The following is a 19336-nucleotide window of genomic DNA, read 5'->3' on the forward strand; positions in this document are numbered from 1 at the left end:
CCGGCCTTCCTAGGGTTTCTCAGGAAGGCAAAGGAGAAACGTGATGCGGGTAGTGGCAGTGCTGGCGATCGTTGGTGTGTTGGCAACAGCCTGCAGTGGTTCAGGCAAGCCACAGGCTTCGGCACCGGCTCCCTCGTCGGGCTCGCTGGACAAGACGCAGTACCAGGCAAAGCTGACGAACCTTGAGCAGTTGCTGGCTGGCAAACTCCGCGCGATCGCGGCAGCTCGCTCGGCGAGTGACGCGGACTCGGCGCTCTCCGCACTGACCGGTGAGCTGAATACTCAGATCTCCGCACTCGCGCTCCTGGACAAGGCAGCGACGCTGAAGACCGCGGACCAGGCGCTGTTGCAAGGGCTGATGGCGGTGCGGGACGGCACGCAATATGCCCGGCTGGACTCCGTCCGGGAGAAACATGCCGGGGAGGTCGGATCCTGTGGCGGCGCCGCCTATGTCGCCGGTACAGCTTCCGTGCTGTTCTCCGCTCACCTGCCGAAGACGATCAGTCAGCTGCGGGCGGCCGGGGTGACGTTCGGATCGACGCTCGTGACCACCGGAGGGAAGGCGCCGCTCAGCACCTTGAAGAACGGCACGATCCTGCAGCGGTCCGGTCCGCCGGGCGGTGGTTCGGTGGAGATCGAGAATTCAAGCACCTACGAAGATCTGATGATCTCGGCCGTGCCGGTGGGAGGTTCGCCGAAGAAGCCACAGCTCATCGTCTTCCTGCACGCCGATGCGAAGACGACGGTGACCGGTCTTCGCGGGAACTACGTTCTCTACTACCAGAGTGGTCACACGTGGAGCCCGCGACTAGGCCGGTTCCTGGAGAGATGTCAGTTCCAGCGGCTGGACGAGGTCTTCACCAAGAATCTGGACTGGAGTGTCCGGCTGCAGACGGCCTCCGGCCTGATCGCGGACGTGAGCAAAGTTCCGGCGTACTGAAACCGTTCGGGGGTGGGGTGCGTCTGCGGGTTGTGGACATTCGGGTCGCCGTTGTCGGTGCGGCCGCATAGGCTTTCCTCTCAAGGGGAAATCAAGGATCTGGGGGGCAGTGTGAAGAAGCTTTTGGCTGTCACGATCGGGGTGGCCGTGATCGGTCTGGCCACCGGTTGCGGGACGTCGTCGAAGAACGAGGCGAGTCCGAAGACCACGCAGACCACGGAGGCGCCGACGCCGACGCCGACGGACACACCGACGCCGGACGTCCCCACGTCCGCCGGACCGTTGTCCGTGGCGGACTACCAGCAGAGCATGAAGGAGCTGGACCAGAAGATCGCGGCGGCGGTCGACGGACTCAACACGGCCAACAACGGCACGAATCTGAGCCTCAAGCTGACCGAGCTCTGGCAGCTGATGGACTCCGCGAAGTCCGAGCTCGAAGACGTGAAGCCGCCGGCCGCGGCGACCGCTGCTCACAAGCTGCTGCAGGCGCGGCTCCAGAAGGCCAGCGACGACCTGTCGGGGGACGAGCAGGACGACGCGGAAAGCGATGCCAAGTGCGGCGGCGTCGTCTACAGCCGGCAGAACCTGCAGCGCAAGCTGACCGCTGCCCTCGGTCCTGCCGTCACCGCGCTGAAGAAGGCCGGGATCACCTTCGGTAGCACGCTGCCGGATCTGGGCCCCGCGCCGACCGCGCAGCGCCCGTCGAACGGTGACGTGATCGTACGGACCGGCTCGCGTGGGTCGGGCCGGTTGCAGGTGGAGAACGGAACCGACCAGGACGTCGCGGTCTCGATCGTCAACGACGGGCAGGCGCCGAGTAAGCCGCACATCATGCTGTTCGTGCAGGCGAAGCGGACCGCGACGGTCAGCCGGATCGGCGGGAAGTACCACATCTATTACAAGACCGGGAAGAACTGGAACGCCAAGCGGCGCCAGTTCAGCTCCGACTGCAGCTTCGCCAAGTTCGACCAGGGCTTCGGCAAGAACGAGGGCTGGAAGATCGGCCTCAAACCGAGCATCGGCGGCAACGCCACCACCAGCGACGTCGACGCCTTCTAGGTTCACCGGTGGCCGGCGTACCGGGTGTGCAGATCGCCTACGACCGCAAGGGTGCCGGACCACCCCGGCTTCGGCGAGTCTCCCGACGTACCGGCCGATGTTCCGGACGAGCTCGGACTCCGGGACGCCGCGCCGGGCTGCAGCTTCCTTAATCAACTCCAGGTCTTTGACATCCACCCACACTCTTGTCCGCTTGATGGCCATGCGCCAACGCTAAATCAGCACGTGTCCTGGAAGAACTCGCCAGGTTGAGCGGCAGGACGTGGGTTGCTGTGTGAGGCTGCTGGGGTGAGTGGATTGTTGTTGCATGGGCTGGGGGCTACCCGGCGAGTTTGGGATGGATGGGTGGCGCTGGGAGGGGAGTGGGGGGCGCCGGATCTGGCTGGGCATGGGGCGGCTGCGCGGCAGTCGGAGTACACCTTCGGGGCGATGGCGGCGGAGGTTGCTGAGGGGTTGGCTGGGCGGGGTGGGCTGACTGTTGTGGGGCATTCGCTGGGTGGGGTGGTTGCGCTGGAGCTGGCGAGTGGGCGGTACGGCGTACAGGTGGATCGGGTGATCGCGCTCGGGGTGAAGGTGGTGTGGTCCGAGGCTGAGCTTGCCAAGGCTGCTGAGTTGGCGCGGCGACCGGTGACCTGGTTCGACACCCGGCAGGAAGCAGCCGCGAGGTATCTGCGGGTCTCGGGGTTGCAGGGGCTGGTGGACCCGGGAGACGAGTCCGTCGATCACGGGCTTCGGCGAGAGGGTGATCGGTGGCGACTCGCGCTCGACCAAGCGGCGTTCGGGGTCGGGGCGCCGGAGATGGCGAAGTTGCTCGCGGCCAGCCAGGCGCACGTCGTACTGGCTCGTGGGGAGCTCGACCCGATGAATACCGATGCCCAGCTGGCCGCCCTCCACGATGAGGTCGTCACCCTGCCGGGGCTGGGCCACAACGCTCATGTGGAGGACCCGGCTGCTACCAGGGCATTGTGCCGGTGAGGCTCAAGTACTGCGCGGTCGGGCCGTCCTGATCGATCTGGGCGAGGCGGATGATGATTTCGGCGCCCTGCTCGATCGTCTGGTAGCCGTTGTGGCTGTTGAAGTCGGTCGCGGTGTAGCCGGGGTCGACGACGTTGATCCGCATGTTCGGGTACTGGTGCGCGTACTGGACCGTCAGCATGTTGAGCGCAGCCTTCGACGAGCCGTAGACCAAGGCCGGCACCCAGACCGGCGCCGCCGACTTGTTGCCTTCCGGATCGGTCGCCACGGTGATCGAGCCGAGGCCGCTGCTCACGTTGACGACCACCGGGTTGTCGCTCTTCTCCAACAGGGGAAGGAATTCCTGCATCATCCGGGCGACGCCGAAGACGTTGGTGGCGTAGACATTCTGAAAGTCCTCGACAGTGTTCTCCCGGCTGCCGAGGATGCCCGCGTTGTTGACCAGTACGTCGAGCCCGCCCGCCTCCTCCAGGATCTGCTGCGCGGCGGCGCGAACCGATGCGTCGTCGGTGACGTCGAGCTGGACGAAGCGTCCGCCCAGCCGGTCAGCCGCCTCCCTGCCTCGCCCCAGGTCACGGGCGCCGACGTACACGGTGTGGCCGGCGGCGATGAGCTGACGGGCGGTCTCGTAGCCGAGGCTCTTGTTGGCGCCGGTGATCAATGTTGTTGTCATGTCTTCGACTCTGCGCGACCGGCTGAGCAACAGGTAGTGCAAGCTTTTGCCTAGGGAACCGCAGTACCAGGCTGTTGTCGGCAGGCCCGGGGATACTGGTCAGGTGGGAGAACTCGGGAAGACCTTGCACGCGTGGCGCGACCGCGTCAGCCCGGCCGAGGTCGGCTTGACACAGGCCGGCGTACGACGGGCGCCCGGGCTCCGGCGCGAGGAGCTCGCCCAGCTGGCCGGATTGTCCGTCGACTACGTGATCCGTCTCGAACAGGGCCGGTCGTCCACTCCATCGGTCCAGGTCCTCACCGCACTGGCCCGCGCGCTCAGGCTGACCGATGCCGAGCGCAACCATCTTTTCCTGCTCGCCGGCCAGCTCGAACCGTCGACCGGCCACATCTCGGCGTACATCCCGGCCGGGGTGCAACGCCTGGTCGACCAGCTCGAGGGCGCCCCGGTCAGCGTCTCCGACGCGTCCTGGAACATGATCAGCCACAACGCGATGTGGTCGGCGCTGATGGGCGACCCGTCCGGCCTGCGCGGCCGCGACCGCAACGTCATCTGGCGCCATTTCAGCCCCGACGCACCGACCGACGTCCGGCGGATCGAGCAGACCCCGGAGCAGGCCGAACACTTCCGGGCGGCGATGGTGACCGACCTCCGTTCTGCCAGCGCGCGCTACCCGAACGACGCCGACCTCAAGGCCCTGATCAAGGACCTCCGCCGGACCAGCGAGACCTTCGCCAAGCTCTGGGACGAACGCCCGATGGCCTTCCACGGCAGCGAACGCAAGGTCATCCACCATCCCGAGGTCGGCGAGCTGACCCTCGACTGCGACGTCCTCACCGCCCCCGGCAACGACCTGCGGCTGGTCGTCTACACCGCGGCTCCCGGCTCGGACTCCGCCGAGAAACTCCGGCTGCTGTCGGTGATCGGCCTCCAGCCGCTCAGCACTCGATGACGTTGACGGCAAGCCCGCCGCGCGACGTCTCCTTGTACTTGATCTTCATGTCGGCACCGGTCTCGCGCATGGTCTTGATCACCTTGTCGAGGGTGACGACGTGGACGCCGTCGCCGTGCATCGCCATCCGGGCCGCGTTGATCGCCTTCACCGAGGCCATCGCGTTGCGTTCGATACAAGGGATCTGCACCAGTCCGCCGACCGGGTCGCAGGTCAGGCCGAGGTTGTGTTCCATCGCGATCTCGGCCGCGTTCTCGACCTGCTCGGGAGTACCACCCAGTACTTCGCAGAGCCCGGCGGCCGCCATCGAACAAGCCGAGCCGACCTCGCCCTGACAACCGACCTCGGCACCGGAGATCGACGCGTTCTCCTTGTACAGCACGCCGATCGCGGCCGCGGTCAGCAGGAACCGGACCACCCCGTCATCCGTTGCCCCTGGCACGAATCGGCGGTAGTAGTGCAGTACGGCGGGAATGATGCCGGCCGCACCATTCGTCGGCGCGGTCACGATCCGGCCACCCGACGCGTTCTGCTCGTTCACCGCGAGCGCGAAAAGGTTGACCCAGTCCATCACCTTCAACGGATCGGTCGACCACGGATCGCGGCTCAGCTTCTGGTGCAGCAGATGCGCCCGGCGCGGCACCTTCAGCCCGCCTGGCAGGATGCCCTCGGTCTCGCAGCCCTCCTGCACGCAGTCCTGCATCACCTGCCAGATGTGCAGCAACCCCTCGCGGATCTCGGGCTCGGTCCGCCAGGCCAGCTCGTTCGTCAGCATCACCTCGCTGATCGGGAGCTGCGACTCGCGGCAACGGTCGAGCAGGTCGGCGCCACTGAGGAACGGATATTTCAGCGGGGTCCGGTCGAGGACGATCCGATCGCCGGCCGCGGCGTTCTCATCCACGACGAAGCCACCACCGACGGAGTAGTACGTACGCTCACGGAGTACGGAACCGTCCCCGTCCCGAGCGACGAACGTCATCCCGTTGGGGTGATAGGGCAGCGCCTTGCGCCGGTGCATCACCAGCTGGGTGTCCGGGTCGAAGGCGATCTCGTGCTGTCCGGCCAGCCGCAAGGAACGACTGGCCAGGATCCCCTTGACCCGCTCGTCGACCGCCCGGGTGTCGACCGTCTCCGGGTCCTCGCCCTCCAGCCCGAGCAGGACGGCCTTGTTACTGCCGTGCCCGTGCCCGGTCGCACCGAGTGAGCCGAACAGCTGCGACTCGACGGCCGTCGTACGGGTGAGGAGGCCGTCGGCGGCGAGGCCGAGGGCGAAGGTGCGGGCGGCTCGCATCGGTCCCACGGTGTGGGAACTCGACGGGCCGATCCCGACGCTGAACAGATCGAAGACGCTGATCGCCATCTGGAGGATTCCTTCCGGTCGTCGTTGACCGTTTGGTGTACCTCCCCGCTCTGTCAGACCTGACGTCTTCCAGAGGTGCCTCGCCCGTACGGTGAAGGTGCCTGAGAGATTCTTGGGGAGAGTTGCTCCTACGGCGCCCGGATCTGGCCCGGGTCTCTCCCGCACGGGTTCATACAGCTGTCGTGACCGTACGGCGCGCCGGCGGCAGCCGTCAATCCGGCATCACCGGACAATCCGGCGAACAGACGGTGTCAGCGGCCCAGCCGGCCGGTGCGCTGCGCCCAGAGTTCGAAGAACCAGGTGAACAGCGGCGGGATGCTCGCGGCCAGTGCGAGCAGCGTGGTCGGCCAGGTCCAGCGCAGCGGCTTACGCACCAGGGCGACCGTGATCACGTAGCCGATGAAGATCGTGCCGTGGATCGGGCCGAAGACCTTGACCCCGATCTCGTTGTCCGACAGCACGTACTTGAACAGCATGCCGATCAGCAGGCCGGTCCAGGAGACCGCCTCGGCGATCGCGATCGCGCGGAACCAGGTCGCGTGTTTCGGCCGGGCAGGGGCGTCGAGCGTCGTCTCAGTCATCAGGTCAGTGACCCTAACAAGTCCCCCAAACCCGTCCGGGGGAAAGGTCCGGGCCCACCCCCGATGCGCTACGGAAGACGTTTGCCGAGGATCGAGAGGTCCCCCTTCCGAGCAAAGGATGCGTAGATGAGTTTCAGGAGAAGGACCGCCGCATGGGCGGTGGTCCTGAGCATCACCTTGGCCGGCACAGCCGTAGTACCGGCCGTTGCCACTCCCAGACCACCAGGTCCGACGCTGCACTGGACCGACTGTCTCCCTGAGCCGGGTGACACCGACGAGGACAAGGAACTGCTCAAGGGTTCGCAGTGCGCGACTCTGCAGGTCCCGGTCGACTGGAACGATCCATCCGGACCCACCTTCGCTCTAGCGGTAGCACGCCGTACTGCGAAGCAAGCTCGCGTCGGCACCTTGGTGTTCGGGCCGGGCGGACCGGGCGACTCGGGGGTCGACCGGATCAGGACCGGGATCAGCCGGTTCAGCGACGACATCCAGAACCGCTTCGACATCGTCAGCTTCGATCCGCGTGGTATTGCTCGCAGCAACCCGGTGAAGTGCTCGGCCGCTCTGCTGTCGCAGCAGCCTTCACCGATCATCAGCAGCCAGCAGGAGTTCGACCGGACGATCACCTACAACCGCAAGCTGGCCAAGGATTGCAGGGCGAACACAGGGCCGCTCTTCGACCACATCGACACCTTGCAAACAGTGCGCGATGTGGACGCGATCCGGATCGCGCTGGGCGAATCGAAGCTGACCTTCCACGGCAGCTCGTACGGCACGCTCCTGGGCGAACAGTACGCCGAGCGGTACCCCGACAAGGTACGGGCGATGGTCCTGGAGAGCGTGTTCGACCACGGCTCGGCGACGACCCGCGAGTTCCTCGACGCGCAGTCGACGGCGGCCCAGGACTCCTTCGACGAGTTCGTGAAGTGGTGCAACGCGGCAACGAGTTGCGCCCTGCACGGCCGGGATATCCATGCTGTCTGGGCAGGGTTGCTCGCAAGGGCCGGCCGTGGTGAGATCCCGGATCCCCAGCGCCCGCAGTACGCGACATCGCCTTTCTTCCTGTCGTTCGCGGTGTTCCGGCTGCTCTACGAGCCGCAGTGGGCGAGGCTCGGCAACATACTGAAGACCCTGGAGACCGGTACGCCGCCGACTCAGCAGCCGCCTGTTCCTACCGGTCTGCAGTCGAACACGATCGCGCCGTTCTGCCGGGACTTCAGCCTTCCGGTGCACAGCTACCGGGAGTTCGCCGGGTATCTGCAGCGATTGGCCAGGAACACCCCGGACTTCAGGTATCCGGGTCAGCTGATCGCCGTGACGTCCTGTCTTGGTCTGCCCAAGGCGCCCAATCCGCAACAGAACCTGCACGTCCGCAATCTGAAGACGCCGATCCTGCTGTCGAATGCCGTCCACGACCCGGCGACCGGCTACAACTGGGCGACGAGCGTTGCCCACCAGCTCGGCCGGGACGGCGTACTGCTGACCTACCAGGGTTGGGGACACGGCAGCTACAACAAGAGCCCGTGCATGCAGGCCACCATCGACAAGTACCTGGTCTCATTGGCAGTCCCTCCCCGAGGCGCCAGCTGTCCGGCGGTGCAACCCACCGGCTAGACGTGCACCAGATTGGCTTCTTGAACCCTGGTGAGCTGGCGAGCACGGGACAGCACCCGCAGTTGGGCGCAGGCGACCTCTAGCGCCCGGGACTGAGTCGAGCAGCCGTCGACGAACCAGAACGGGTCGTCGGGTTGCAGGTCGTCCGCATCATCGATGTCGGCGAACCAGTGATGTCCTCCGGTGCACGCACAGCGCACCACCCGCACTCGCAGGTTCATTCGAAATTCTCCCCCATACCGGGACCGCCCTGGGTCCCCCCCGGGTCCCAGTCGGGGTCAGCCCGGCCGGCGCGTGGTCCGCGGCCCCCCACTGCCACGCGCCGGGCCGAGTTTGACCCTCCCCCGCTCGCTACATCGTGCGCGGGCCGCCCGGTGTTACTGCTTGTGACGAAGTTTTTCTCCGTGTTCGCCTGACTACAGTTCGTGATCAGCTAGGCAGGTTGGACCGGACCCATTGTTCTAGGCCTTCGGGGGTGATGGGGAGGTCCTTGGTGAGGATTTCGGTGCGGTCGGCGTGGACTACGACGTTGTCCTCGATGCGGATGCCGATGCCGCGGAGTTCGGGTGGGACTGTTTCGTCGTTCGGGTGGAAGTAGAGGCCTGGTTCGACCGCCAGCGCCATGCCGACCTCGAGGTCTGCGGCGAAGTAGGTCTCCGGCCGGGCGGCGTCGCAGTCGTGGACGTCGAGGCCGATGTAGTGCCCGAGCCCACACACGACGTACCGGCGGTGTTGCTGCCCGTCCGCGCCGAGCGCCTCGTCCAGCGAGACGTCGACCAGGCCCCAGTCGCGCAGCCCTTCGACCAGCACCCGCATCGCTTCGTACTGGAAGGCCCGGTACGGCGCTCCCGGCCGCACCGCGTCGAGCGCGGCCAACTGTGCCTGGTGAACCAGGTCGTAGACCTGCCGCTGCGCATCCGTATAGACCCCGGTCACCGGGAACGTCCGCGTCACGTCAGCCGTGTACAGCGTCCGCGTCTCCACCCCGGCATCCAGCAGGATCACGTCGCCCTCGCGCACCGCCCCGTCGTTCCGCACCCAGTGCAGCACCGGCGCATGATTGCCAGCAGCAACGATCGACGCGTAGCCGACCCCGTTCCCGGCACTCCGCGCCCGCCGGTCGAACGTCCCCTCCAACCACCGCTCGCCACCACCGCGAACCGCCTCGGGCAGCTCCCGCGCCACATCGGCGAACGCCTGCACGCTCGCGTCAACCGCCTCGCGGAGCTGTGCGATCTCCCAGTCGTCCTTGATCCGGCGCAACTCGGCCAACGTCTGCCGGAGCGCGTTCCCGTCGTACGGCGACGTCCGGATCAACCCGTCGAGCACCGGATCCACGCCGTACGTCGCGAGCATGAACGGTACGGCGCCGCGCACGGCCGACGGGAGCTCCTCGAGCGGCCGGCACGCGATCCCGAGCGCATCCGACCAGTCCTTCAATCCCGGCACCGGGCCGATCCACAGCTCCCCGTCGCGCGCGTTCGCGAAGAAGTCGACCTCGTCGGGGCCGGCCGTCTCGCGCAGATAGAGCGTCGCGTCGCCGTCACCGGAGATCACCAGCACTGCGCCCTCGGCCTGGCACCCGGTCAGCCAGACGAAGTCGCTGTCCGCGCGGAACCGGTAGTCGGTGTCGTTCGACCGGACCGGCGCGTGTCCCGCGGCGATCGCGATCCGCCGGCCCGGCAGCGCCGCGACCAGCCGGCGGCGATGCTCGGCGGCGGCCTCGGCCAGTCCTTCCGGCAGCACCACCGACCGATCGACCGGGCCCCAGCTGCGGCCGATGGACTCGCGGAACCCCTTCGCGTCGATCGGGCGGTACGACTTGCGCTGTTCCTCGGCCCGGTCTTCAGCCATGCTGTGCTCTCCCTACGAGCTAGAGCTGTCGGTAGACGCTGTCCGGCACGTCGGTCACGAACATGTGCCCAGGGGCATGGGTGATCGCGAACGGGGGCCGTGAATCCATCAACGCAGCTTGGGGTGTCACTCCGCAACCCCAATACACCGGTACGTCGCCCGGCTCGGCCTCGACCGGCTCCCCGAAGTCCGGCCGATCCAGGTCGGCGATACCCAGCCCGGCCGGTGGCCCGACATGGACCGGCGCCCCGTGCACCTGCGGCATCCGCGCCGTCACCTGGACGGCGGTCGCCACCAGGGCCGCCGGAATCGGCCGCATCGACACCACCAGCGGACCACCCAACCGCCCGGCCGGACGGCACTCGATCGACGTCCGGTACATCGCCACGTTGCGGCCCTGCTCCAGATTCCGCACCGGCACCCCGGCATCCAGGAGCGCCTGTTCGAAGCTGAAACTGCAGCCGATCAGGAAGCTCACCAGGTCGTCCCGCCACAGGTCCACGACGTCGCTCGGCTCATCGACCAGCGAGCCGTCCCGCCAGACCCGGTAGCGCGGCAGGTCGGTCCGGAGGTCCGCGTCGGGCGCCAGCGCAGTACGGAATGATCCTGTGTCGGTCACGTCCAGCAGCGGCACGGGCCGCGGATTGCGCTGCCCGAAGAGCAACATGTCGTACGCCCACTCGCGCGGCAGCACAACCAGGTTGGCCTGGGTGAATCCAGGCGCGTGCCCGGTCGTCGGAGCGACCAGGCCTTGCCGGTACGCCGTACGCGCGGCCGCCGGCGTCAGCATGGCCTACCGAGCCTTGAACGCGGCGAGCAAACCTTGCTCTGAGTCGACCAGGTACTGGTGCAGCTCATCGGCTGCCCGCTCGTAATCGCGGGCTTCGAGCAGCTCGAGGAGTGCCTGGTTGCGGACGATGTACGGCTCGTGGAGCTCACGCGGTGTCGCCATGACATGGAAGAGCAGTCGCAGCTCGGCCAGGAGCCGGCCGGTGATGTCGTCCAGCCGGGAGCTGTCCGCGAGGCCGATGAGATTGCGATGGAAGCGCATGTTCGCCGTACCGACCGCTGGCCAGCGACCACCGAGAGCGGCCGCTTGCGCGGTCTCGACGTCGTCCCGCAGCGGTTCCAGCCGGGACGACGGGAGCTCCGGATCGCGCTCGGCGAGGCCGCGGACCACGTCGACCTCCAGCACCCGGCGCAGCCGGTAGAGGTCGACCACGTCGTGCTCGTCCAGCTCGGGCACGAAGACGCCGCGGTGCAGCTTGTAGACCAGTAACCCTTCGTGGGTGAGCAGCCGGAAGGCCTCGCGCAGGGTGTTCCGGCTGACCTCGAGGACCTCGGTGAGCTCGATCTCGGACAGCTGCGCACCGGGCTGGAGAGCGCCCTCGGTGATGCTGCGCCGGAGGACGTCCGCGGCGCGCTCGGCGGAGCTGCTGCGGTCCAGCCGCGCGACGTCGGCGGCGACACCGCGCAGCCAGGCCCGGCGGCCTTCGTCATCGGTGCGCTGTGGGGTGGACACGTGTGCATCATCGCTCACTCCCCGCCTCGGAGGAAACTTTGGTTGAACAGGAGTCTTGCAGGATTGTTGAACAATCTCTACTCTCAATTCACCGAAGGCGACCGACCACCTACTGCCCGCACCCCCTGGAGCACCGACCGACAGCTTGCTGAGAACCCAGGAGCCACCGCCATGACGAACAAGCAACTGCCACCCGCCTCGGCCATCGGTCCCGGTTTCATCACCCAGACGACCACCTTCACGGTCTCGCTCGGGTCTGCGTTCGCATTCGCCATCGCAGCCTCGATCCTGGTCGACATCGCCCTGCAGCTGAACGTCTGGCGCGTGATCGGCGTCTCCGGCCGCCGCGCGCAGGAGCTCGGCAACCTGGTCGCACCCGGCGTCGGCTCGGTGATGGCCGGGCTGCTGCTGGCCGGCGGGCTGGTGTTCAACATCGGCAACGTGTCCGGCACCGGGCTGCTCGATCACCGGCATCCTGATCACCGGGCTGATGCGGATCGTGCTGCTGCCGGTCGGGATCGGTGTGCTTCTCTGGGTGGCGTGGCAGCGTCCGGATCTGCTGCGTGGGTACCACTACCCTCGGTGGCTGCTGGCGATCGGCGGCGCGGCCTGGCTGCTGACCATCTACCTGGCCGTCCGGTCGGTCAAGCCGGTCTTCGAACTGTTCTCGTAAGGAGCTGACGATGGATCTCAACGCCGATCTGGGTGAGGGCTTCGGCTCCTGGTCGATGGGTGACGACGCGGCCCTGCTCGACGTCGTCACCAGCGCCAACGTGGCCTGCGGTTTCCACGCCGGCGACCCGTCGATCATGCGCCGGGTGACCGGCCGGGCGGTCGAGCGCGGGGTCGCCATCGGGGCACACGTCGGGTACGACGACAAGCCCGGTTTCGGCCGCCGGTTCATCGACATCGAGCCCGCCGTGCTGCGCGACCAGGTCGTCTACCAGCTCGGCGCACTGGACGCCTTCGCCCGGATCGCGGGCGATCGCGTCCGGTACGTGAAACCGCACGGGGCGCTCTACAACACGATCGGCTCGCACGAGGAGCAGGCGGCGGCCGTGGTCGGCGCCATCGTCGACTACGACCGTTCACTGCCGGTCCTCGGCCTGCCGGGCTCGGCCTGGCTCCGGCTCGCGGCGGCCGCCGGGCTCACCGTCGTCCATGAGGCGTTCGCGGACCGCGCCTACACGCCCGACGGTGCGCTTGTGTCCCGGCGACTCGAAGGCTCGGTGCTGCATGATGCCGGGGAGATCGCGACCCGCAGTACGGCGATGGCTGTCGGCGAACCGATCCAGGACTTCGAGGGCGGTTCGCTGAAGGTCGAAGCTGCGTCGATCTGCGTCCACGGCGACACCCCGGGCGCCGTCGAGATCGCCCGGCGGGTGCGGCAGTCGTTGGAGGGAGCGGGCGTCACGCTGAGCCCGTTCGCGTCCTGATGAAACTGCTGCCGGCGGGCGACAACGCTCTGCTGGTCGAACTCGCAAGCCTCGACGAGGTCCTCGGGTTCTACGCGGCGCTCACCGCCGATCCACCCGCCGGTGTCGTCGACATCGTCCCTGCCGCCCGAACCGTACTCGTCACGACGACCGGCGACCTCGATGGGCTGGCTCGGAGACTCGGCGCAACCGTGCCTTTGACAGGCAGTCGAAGTACGGGCGACCTGCTGGAGATCCCGGTCGTCTATGACGGCGAAGACCTGCAGGACGTCGCCGAACTACTCGGCTGCGACACCGCCGAGGTGATCCGGCGGCACACCGACGAGGAATGGACCGTCGCCTTCTGTGGTTTCGCGCCTGGCTTCGGCTACCTGACCGGCAAAGGGAATTGGGACATCCCGCGCCGGAAGTCACCGCGGACGAAGGTTCCGGCCGGTGCGGTCGGCCTGGCCGGCGAATTCAGCGGCGTCTACCCCCGCGAGTCCCCCGGCGGCTGGCAGCTGCTCGGCCGCACCGAGATCAAGATCTTCGACCAGGATCGCGACCCCGCCGCCCTAATCCATCCCGGTCGACGCATCCGTTTCACCGCCGCGGGCCGTGGATGATTACCGTCCTCGAAACCGGGCCGTTGGCAACGATCCAGGACGCCGGCCGGATCGGCCAGGCCGCGCTCGGCGTACCGTCGTCCGGCGCCTGCGACCCGACTGCCTACGCCCTGGCGAACCGGCTCGTCGGCAATCACCCGGGCGCCGCCGCTCTCGAGATCACCTTCGGCGGTCTGGTGCTGCACGCCGATTCCGACCTCACCTTCGCTGTCACAGGTGCACCCTGCACCGGCGTACCACTCAATGCACCTGCCGTACTACGTGCCGGTGAGCTGCTCCGCTTCGGGCCGCCCCGCAGCGGCCTGCGCAGCTACCTCGCCGTACGGGGCGGAATCGATGTGCCGCCGGTCCTCGGCTCCCGTTCGACCGATCTCCTGTCCGGCCTCGGTCCCGCACCACTGCAACCCGGCCAGACCCTGAAGATCGGTCATGCCCACGACCCGATGCCCGGCGTCGACCTCGCTCCCGTCCCCGATCCGCCCAGCGGCGAGGTGACCCTCCGCGTGACTCCAGGCCCTCGCCGCGACTGGTTCACCGACGCAGCGTGGGAGTCGTTCACCACCCAGCGGTACGCCGTGAGCAGCAACAGCAACCGCGTCGGCGTACGCCTCGACGGCGAACCCCTGGAGCGCGCCCGCGACGGCGAACTGGCCAGCGAAGGCATGGCGCTCGGTGCGATCCAGATCCCGCCGTCCGGCCTCCCGGTGATCTTCCTGGCCGACCACCCGGTCACCGGCGGCTACCCCGTCATCGCCTACGTCAGCGCTTCGTCCATCCCGCTCTGCGCCCAACTCCGCCCTGGTCAACCCGCCTGTTTCAGAGCGTGAAGCCGGTCGGGAAAGGGTCATCGGGATCCAGCAGGTAGTTCGCCGTACCAGTGATCCATGCCCGACCAGTGATGGTCGGTACGACGGCCTGCCGGTCCCCGACCGTTGTCTCCTCGACCAGCCGGCCGGTGAAGCGGGTGCCGATGAACGACTCGTTGACGAAGTCGGTGTGCAGGTCCAGTTCGCCGCGCGCGTGGAGCTGAGCCATCCGGGCACTCGTCCCCGTCCCGCATGGCGATCGATCGAACCATCCGGGGTGAATCGCCATCGCATTCCGCGAGTCCGCGCCGTCCTCGCCGGGTGCTGTGAACTGCACATGCTTGCAGCCGCTGATCCCGGGATCGAGAGGATGGACCGGGCGATCGGTCGCGTTGATCGCAGCCATGATGTCCAGCCCTGCCTGCAGAATGCGGTCCTTCTCGGCCCGGTCGAACGGGATGCCCAGTTGCTCCAGCGGCAGGATCGCGTAGAAGTTCCCGCCGTACGCGAGGTCGTAAGTGATGAGGCCCAAACCAGGGACGTCGACGGTCGCATCCAGTGCATGACTGTACGACGGAACGTTGCGCAGCGTCACGTGCTCGGCGCGACCGTTACTGACGGCAACCTCTGCGACGACCAGCCCGGCCGGGGTGTCGAGCCGGACCGTGGTCACCGGCTCGGTCACCTCGACCATCCCCGACTCGACCAGCACGGTCGCGACGCCGATCGTCCCGTGTCCACACATCGGCAGGCAGCCGGAGACCTCGATGTAGATGACGCCCCAGTCGGCATCCGGCCGCGACGGCGGCTGCAGGATCGCGCCGCTCATCGCCGCGTGCCCACGCGGTTCGTTCATCAGGAACAGCCGCAGGTGATCGAGGTGCTTCAGGAAGTACTCACGCCGCTCCGCCATCGTCGCGCCCGGCACCACCCCGACGCCGCCGGTGACGACGCGGGTCGGCATTCCCTCGGTGTGCGAATCGATCGCGGTGATGGTTCGGACCGACCTCATCGCAGTGACTCCACGGCCTTCTTCATGTCCTGCTCCAATTGCGCGACGTGCTCAGGCACGAGCGGACCGCGCGGTGGCCGGCACGGACCGCCGTACCGGCCGACGTAGTCCATGCCGTACTTGATCGCCTGCACGAACTCGACCCGCGAGTCCCACCGGAACGCCGCGACCAACGGCTCGTACAACTCCTTCGCCTCTTGCAGTTTGCCCTGGACGGCGAGGTCGAACAAGCGCGCCGATTCCTTCGGGAACACGTTCGGGAACCCGGCGAACCAGCCGGTCGCGCCCATCAGCAGAGCCTCCAGGGTGAGGTCGTCGGCGCCGGCCACGATGGCCAGGTCCGGCGCGAGCTCCTTGATCTCCAGGATCCGCCGGACGTCGCCGGAGAACTCCTTCACCGCGACGACGTTCTCGATCTGCGCGATCTCGGCGAGCAGATCCGGCGTCAGGTCGACCTTGGTGTCGAGCGGGTTGTTGTAGACCATCACCGGCAGGCCGGCCTTGGCGACCTCGGTGAAGTGGTGGATCACCTCGGAGCGGTTCGCGCGATACATGGTCGGCGGCAGGCACAGTACGCCGTCCGCGCCGTCCTCGGCCGCCTTCTCGGCCCAGCTCCTGGCCTGGTGGGCACCGACACCGTGCACGCCGACCACCACGACCCCATCGTTGCCGACAGCATCGATTGCCGTCCTCGCCACCGCGCGGCGTTCGTCGTCGCTGAGCGAGGAGTACTCACCCAGCGACCCGTTCGGACCGACGCCGCGGCAGCCGTTCTCGACCAGCCAGCGGCAGTGCTCGGCGTACCGATCGAGATCGGGTCGCAGACCGGCAGGCGCGCTCGCGTCCTCGGCGTACGGCAGTGCGGTGGCGACAATCACGCCGTCCAGCTTCTCGGTCACAGTTCCTCCACGTTGGCTAAATCTTGAAGTCTGATCGGTACTGCGATCGGGCGGCGATGGTCGGCCTGGATACCGGTGAGCTCGGCGGTGGTCCGCGAGCAGACCCTTCCCTGGCACAGCCCGAGGCCGACCCTGCTGGTGAGTTTGAGACTGCGCTGTCCGGTGACGTCGCGATCGGCGACCGCCTCTTCGATCTGCCCGCGCGTCACTTCTTCGCAGCGACAGACGACGGTGGTGTCACCGCTCCAACTCCGCCAGCCAGGCTGGATCGGGTAGGCCTCTGCCAGCGCCTGCGCGAATCGCTTGCCCTTGGCAACTTGGCGACTTGCCCTCGGCATCTGGTTGTTCAGATAGGCCGCAGCGGCTTCCCCGGCGGCGCGCCCTTCGGCAGCGGCCAGGTCGGCACCACCGATGCCGGTCAACTCACCGGCTGCGAAGACGCCGGCCTGCGAGGTCTGCTGGTATTGGTCGACTTCAACAGCTGGTCCGCCATCGGGCCCCTGCCCTAGCTTGCAGCCGGCCGAGACCGCGAGTTCGAGCTGGGCGGTGAAGCCGAAGCCGAGGCAGACAGCATCCACTTCCAGATCGCGCTCGCTGCCGGGGATCGGATGCCAGTCTTTGTCGAGCTCCGCCGTCGTCACGCCTTCGACGCGATCACGCCCGTGCGCGGCGATGACAGTTCTTCCTTGCAGGAAAGGAATGCGGTGCCGGACGAACATCGCGGCGTACTGCGCGGCTTCGCGCGTCTTCCCCGGAAGCACCAGGGGATCGCTGAGCCAACCTCTGGCCGACCGGGCCAACCGATTCGCTTCCAATACGGCAATCACTTCGGCATCGACACCCAGCAACGACTCCGCAACAGGGAAGAGGAACGGGCCAGTCCCGGCGAGCAACACCCTCCGCCCCACCGCGATCCGCTGACCCTTCGCCAACGCCTGTGCCGCGCCCGCGCTGTAGACCCCGGGCAATTCCCACCCAGGGAACGGCAGCACGCGATCGTAGGCACCAGTCGCCAGTACGACGGCCTTCGCGTCGATCGCCTGCATCTCGCGACCCACCGCATCCACCGCGCCACTCTGCACCCACAACCGATAGCCGGCTTCGATCGCCCACACCGAACTCTCGGTCAACACCTCGATCCGCGGATGCCTCTCGAGCCGATCCACCAGCTTCCGGAACGAACCCCATCCATGCTGCAACCGCTCCGGCTTCCCGGCATTGAACTCCACCGGCAACTGCCGCCGAAACTGCCCACCCACCCGCCGCCCGCTATCCACGAGCACCACCCGAGCACCCCCATCAGCAGCAGCCAGGGCCGCCTCAACCCCCGCAGGCCCCGCCCCCACCACCACAACATCCACGACACCCCGTCCCCGCCCAGGTGTCTGCCTCCCGGACCCCGCGCTCCCGGCGCCTGGCCCCACCACGCCCCCTGCGCTTTCCGGGAGGACCGCTCCCGCCTGGCTAGTGATGTTGTCGCCTGCAGCGACTGTGCGCTGGCAGGCGCGAACATCTGGAGTGCCGTTGACGACGACCAAGCAGTCGAAGCAGGCGCCGATGCCGCAGAAGACGCCGCGCGGGCGACCCGTAGTACAGGTTGATCGCCACGACTCACGCCCGGCCGCCATCAACACGGCAGCAACCGTCTGCCCAGGCAGCGCTTCGACCTGCTCGCCATCGACCACAACCGCGATGGGTTCCTCAGCACGCGGCTCCGCCGGATCATCTGCAAAAGAACGAAGATACGGACTCATACCGCCATCACCTGAACCACCGCCGGCCGATCCACACGGAACGGCGCCGGATTAACATGCGGTTCCAGCCCGAGAAACAGCTCGGTCACCAACCGTCCCGTTGAAGCAGCAAGCCCGATGCCGGCCCCTTCATGCCCAGTCGCATGCCACAGACCCGGCACCCGCGGATCCGGACCGATCACCGGCAGATGATCAGGCGCATACGGCCGAAACCCGCCGTACGCACGCATCACCGCAACCCCAGCAAGGAACGGAAACAGCCCGACCGCCTTCCGCGCCAACTCCCGCAACACCTTTACCCGCACAGAATCGTCGAACCCGATCCGCTCCCGGCTGGACCCGATCAGCACCGTCCCAGCACGAGTCGACTCAACCACCGTGGACGTCTGCAACTCCGCATCACCACTACCGACAGCCCCGACATAATCCGCGTCATACACCTTGTGCCGAACGCATTCCGGCAACGGCGCAGTCACCAGGATCATCCCCCGCCGCGGGTGAATCTCGATCGCTCCACCCGCCGCAGTACCGAACGATCCGGCCCATGGCCCACACGCATTGAGTACGGCGCCGCACGGGATCACCCCCGCATCGGTCTCCACCGCAATCACCCGGCCACCCGCGTCACGGCGTACGGACTGTGCCGTGACGCCCGCTCGCACCTCACCACCACGAGCCCGTACTGCGGCCAGCAGTGCCGTCGCCGCCAAGACCGGCTGGAGTTGCGCATCCTCAGGGTAGAACACAGCGGCCGTCACAGCCCTCGTGAGCAGCGGTTCAAGCTCGAACGCATCCGCCGGAGTGATCACGCGAGCGTCGACGCCCGCCGCACGCTGGTTGGCAGCGAACTTCTCGAGCGGCCCAGGCTCCGTCGTCGCCACGACCAGACCGCCCTTGGCTTCCCACTCGACATCCGCCGTCCGCTCCGGCAACCGAGCCAGCACGACGGGCCACTCACGACGGGACGCGATCGCGAGATCCAGCTCAGCTCCTGGCTCCTTGTCGGAGACCAGGACGTTGCCCTCACCAGCAGCAGTCGTGCCGGAAGCCGGCGCCCCGCGATCGAGGACGACCACCCGTACGCCGGCCGCCGAGAGCGCCTCCGCGCAGGCAGCACCGATGATCCCGGCACCGACCACGACAACATCGGCCGCACGCACGTCCCACTCACCGCCGTTCAATAGAATGAACGCTCCGAGCGTAGAGCCGCCGAACGCCTGCGGTCAATGCCTAGCTCCGACGGCACCGTCCGGCTCAGCCTTCGCCGGGTGGTTTCACCGCTGCGGCACCGAGC

20 protein-coding genes and 1 riboswitch are annotated in these 19336 nt (G+C 67.5%); of the genes, 9 read left to right on the forward strand and 11 right to left on the reverse strand.

Annotated elements, in window-relative coordinates:
- The first annotated feature begins 43 nt into the window (after positions 1–43).
- The 3 genes from ABZ004_RS20815 (at position 44) to ABZ004_RS20825 (ending at position 2974) form a co-directional block, all read left to right on the forward strand.
- Positions 44–940, forward strand: a complete 897-nt coding sequence (locus ABZ004_RS20815) for a hypothetical protein (protein ID WP_355681779.1) — start codon at positions 44–46, stop codon at positions 938–940.
- Between the two features lie 111 nt (positions 941–1051).
- Positions 1052–1999: a hypothetical protein gene (locus ABZ004_RS20820; protein ID WP_355681780.1), complete on the forward strand. Its 948-nt coding sequence runs from the start codon at positions 1052–1054 to the stop codon at positions 1997–1999.
- Positions 2000–2344: 345 nt separating this feature from the next.
- A complete protein-coding gene (locus tag ABZ004_RS20825) occupies positions 2345–2974 on the forward strand; it encodes an alpha/beta hydrolase (RefSeq protein WP_355681782.1) in 630 nt (209 codons plus the stop codon).
- Here the strand turns inward: ABZ004_RS20825 and ABZ004_RS20830 are convergent.
- Positions 2952–3647 (reverse strand): SDR family NAD(P)-dependent oxidoreductase, encoded by a 696-nt coding sequence (locus ABZ004_RS20830; RefSeq protein ID WP_355681784.1) that lies wholly within the window; start codon positions 3645–3647, stop codon positions 2952–2954. The genes ABZ004_RS20825 and ABZ004_RS20830 overlap by 23 nt on opposite strands.
- Positions 3648–3750: 103 nt before the next feature.
- On the opposite strand from ABZ004_RS20830, the gene ABZ004_RS20835 reads away from it, so the two are divergent.
- Complete coding sequence (locus ABZ004_RS20835; protein ID WP_355681785.1) at positions 3751–4599, forward strand: helix-turn-helix transcriptional regulator; 849 nt, start codon at positions 3751–3753, stop codon at positions 4597–4599.
- On the opposite strand, the gene ABZ004_RS20840 is transcribed toward ABZ004_RS20835, so the two are convergent.
- Both ABZ004_RS20840 and ABZ004_RS20845 read right to left on the reverse strand, forming a co-directional pair.
- Positions 4586–5959, reverse strand: a complete 1374-nt coding sequence (locus ABZ004_RS20840; RefSeq protein WP_355681787.1) for an L-serine ammonia-lyase — start codon at positions 5957–5959, stop codon at positions 4586–4588. The genes ABZ004_RS20835 and ABZ004_RS20840 overlap by 14 nt on opposite strands.
- Positions 5960–6038: 79 nt before the next feature.
- Positions 6039–6131: riboswitch (glycine riboswitch) on the reverse strand.
- A gap of 79 nt (positions 6132–6210) precedes the next feature.
- Complete coding sequence (locus tag ABZ004_RS20845; protein ID WP_355681789.1) at positions 6211–6540, reverse strand: DUF3817 domain-containing protein; 330 nt, start codon at positions 6538–6540, stop codon at positions 6211–6213.
- A gap of 126 nt (positions 6541–6666) precedes the next feature.
- On the opposite strand from ABZ004_RS20845, the gene ABZ004_RS20850 reads away from it, so the two are divergent.
- Positions 6667–8154 (forward strand): alpha/beta hydrolase, encoded by a 1488-nt coding sequence (locus ABZ004_RS20850; RefSeq protein ID WP_355681791.1) that lies wholly within the window; start codon positions 6667–6669, stop codon positions 8152–8154.
- Here the strand turns inward: ABZ004_RS20850 and ABZ004_RS20855 are convergent.
- The 4 genes from ABZ004_RS20855 to ABZ004_RS20870 all read right to left on the reverse strand — a co-directional run bounded on the left by ABZ004_RS20855 (position 8151) and on the right by ABZ004_RS20870 (position 11530).
- Positions 8151–8375, reverse strand: a complete 225-nt coding sequence (locus tag ABZ004_RS20855; protein WP_355681793.1) for a hypothetical protein — start codon at positions 8373–8375, stop codon at positions 8151–8153. The two genes, ABZ004_RS20850 and ABZ004_RS20855, sit on opposite strands and share 4 nt — an antisense overlap.
- A 208-nt stretch (positions 8376–8583) precedes the next feature.
- Complete coding sequence (locus ABZ004_RS20860) at positions 8584–10008, reverse strand: aminopeptidase P family protein (protein ID WP_355681795.1); 1425 nt, start codon at positions 10006–10008, stop codon at positions 8584–8586.
- Positions 10009–10027: 19 nt separating this feature from the next.
- Positions 10028–10798 (reverse strand): putative hydro-lyase, encoded by a 771-nt coding sequence (locus tag ABZ004_RS20865; RefSeq protein ID WP_355681797.1) that lies wholly within the window; start codon positions 10796–10798, stop codon positions 10028–10030.
- 3 nt (positions 10799–10801) lie between these two features.
- A complete protein-coding gene (locus ABZ004_RS20870; protein ID WP_355681799.1) occupies positions 10802–11530 on the reverse strand; it encodes a GntR family transcriptional regulator in 729 nt (242 codons plus the stop codon).
- A 171-nt stretch (positions 11531–11701) separates the two neighbouring features.
- Between ABZ004_RS20870 and ABZ004_RS20875 the strand changes: the two genes are divergently transcribed.
- Genes ABZ004_RS20875 through ABZ004_RS20890 form a run of 4 tightly spaced genes read left to right on the forward strand, consistent with a single transcriptional unit; the run spans position 11702 to position 14398 of the window.
- Positions 11702–12211, forward strand: a complete 510-nt coding sequence (locus ABZ004_RS20875; RefSeq protein ID WP_355681800.1) for a hypothetical protein — start codon at positions 11702–11704, stop codon at positions 12209–12211.
- Between the two features lie 2 nt (positions 12212–12213).
- The gene (locus ABZ004_RS20880) at positions 12214–12966 is read left to right on the forward strand and encodes a 5-oxoprolinase subunit PxpA (protein ID WP_355681802.1); all 753 of its coding nucleotides are present in this window, start codon (positions 12214–12216) and stop codon (positions 12964–12966) included.
- Complete coding sequence (locus tag ABZ004_RS20885) at positions 12966–13571, forward strand: allophanate hydrolase subunit 1 (RefSeq protein WP_355681804.1); 606 nt, start codon at positions 12966–12968, stop codon at positions 13569–13571. The genes ABZ004_RS20880 and ABZ004_RS20885 overlap by 1 nt, the downstream gene beginning before the upstream one ends.
- Positions 13568–14398, forward strand: coding sequence for a biotin-dependent carboxyltransferase family protein (locus ABZ004_RS20890; protein ID WP_355681805.1), 831 nt, complete (start codon positions 13568–13570; stop codon positions 14396–14398). Before ABZ004_RS20885 ends, ABZ004_RS20890 begins: the two co-directional genes overlap by 4 nt.
- Here the strand turns inward: ABZ004_RS20890 and ABZ004_RS20895 are convergent.
- The 4 genes from ABZ004_RS20895 to ABZ004_RS20910 are packed head-to-tail and all read right to left on the reverse strand — an operon-like array spanning position 14388 to position 19202.
- Positions 14388–15389 carry a proline racemase family protein gene (locus ABZ004_RS20895; protein ID WP_355681807.1) on the reverse strand — a complete coding sequence of 334 codons (1002 nt, stop codon included), beginning with the start codon at positions 15387–15389 and terminating at the stop codon, positions 14388–14390. The genes ABZ004_RS20890 and ABZ004_RS20895 overlap by 11 nt on opposite strands.
- Complete coding sequence (locus ABZ004_RS20900) at positions 15386–16288, reverse strand: dihydrodipicolinate synthase family protein (RefSeq protein ID WP_355681809.1); 903 nt, start codon at positions 16286–16288, stop codon at positions 15386–15388. The genes ABZ004_RS20895 and ABZ004_RS20900 overlap by 4 nt, the downstream gene beginning before the upstream one ends.
- Entirely contained in the window at positions 16285–18042 is a 1758-nt protein-coding gene (locus tag ABZ004_RS20905) for an FAD-dependent oxidoreductase (RefSeq protein WP_355681811.1), read from the reverse strand. Before ABZ004_RS20905 ends, ABZ004_RS20900 begins: the two co-directional genes overlap by 4 nt.
- Entirely contained in the window at positions 18039–19202 is a 1164-nt protein-coding gene (locus ABZ004_RS20910) for an FAD-dependent oxidoreductase (RefSeq protein ID WP_355681813.1), read from the reverse strand. The genes ABZ004_RS20905 and ABZ004_RS20910 overlap by 4 nt, the downstream gene beginning before the upstream one ends.
- Positions 19203–19336 lie beyond the last annotated feature (134 nt).

This window comes from Kribbella sp. NPDC006257, from assembly GCF_040613535.1.
Classification (GTDB): Bacteria; Actinomycetota; Actinomycetes; order Propionibacteriales; family Kribbellaceae; genus Kribbella.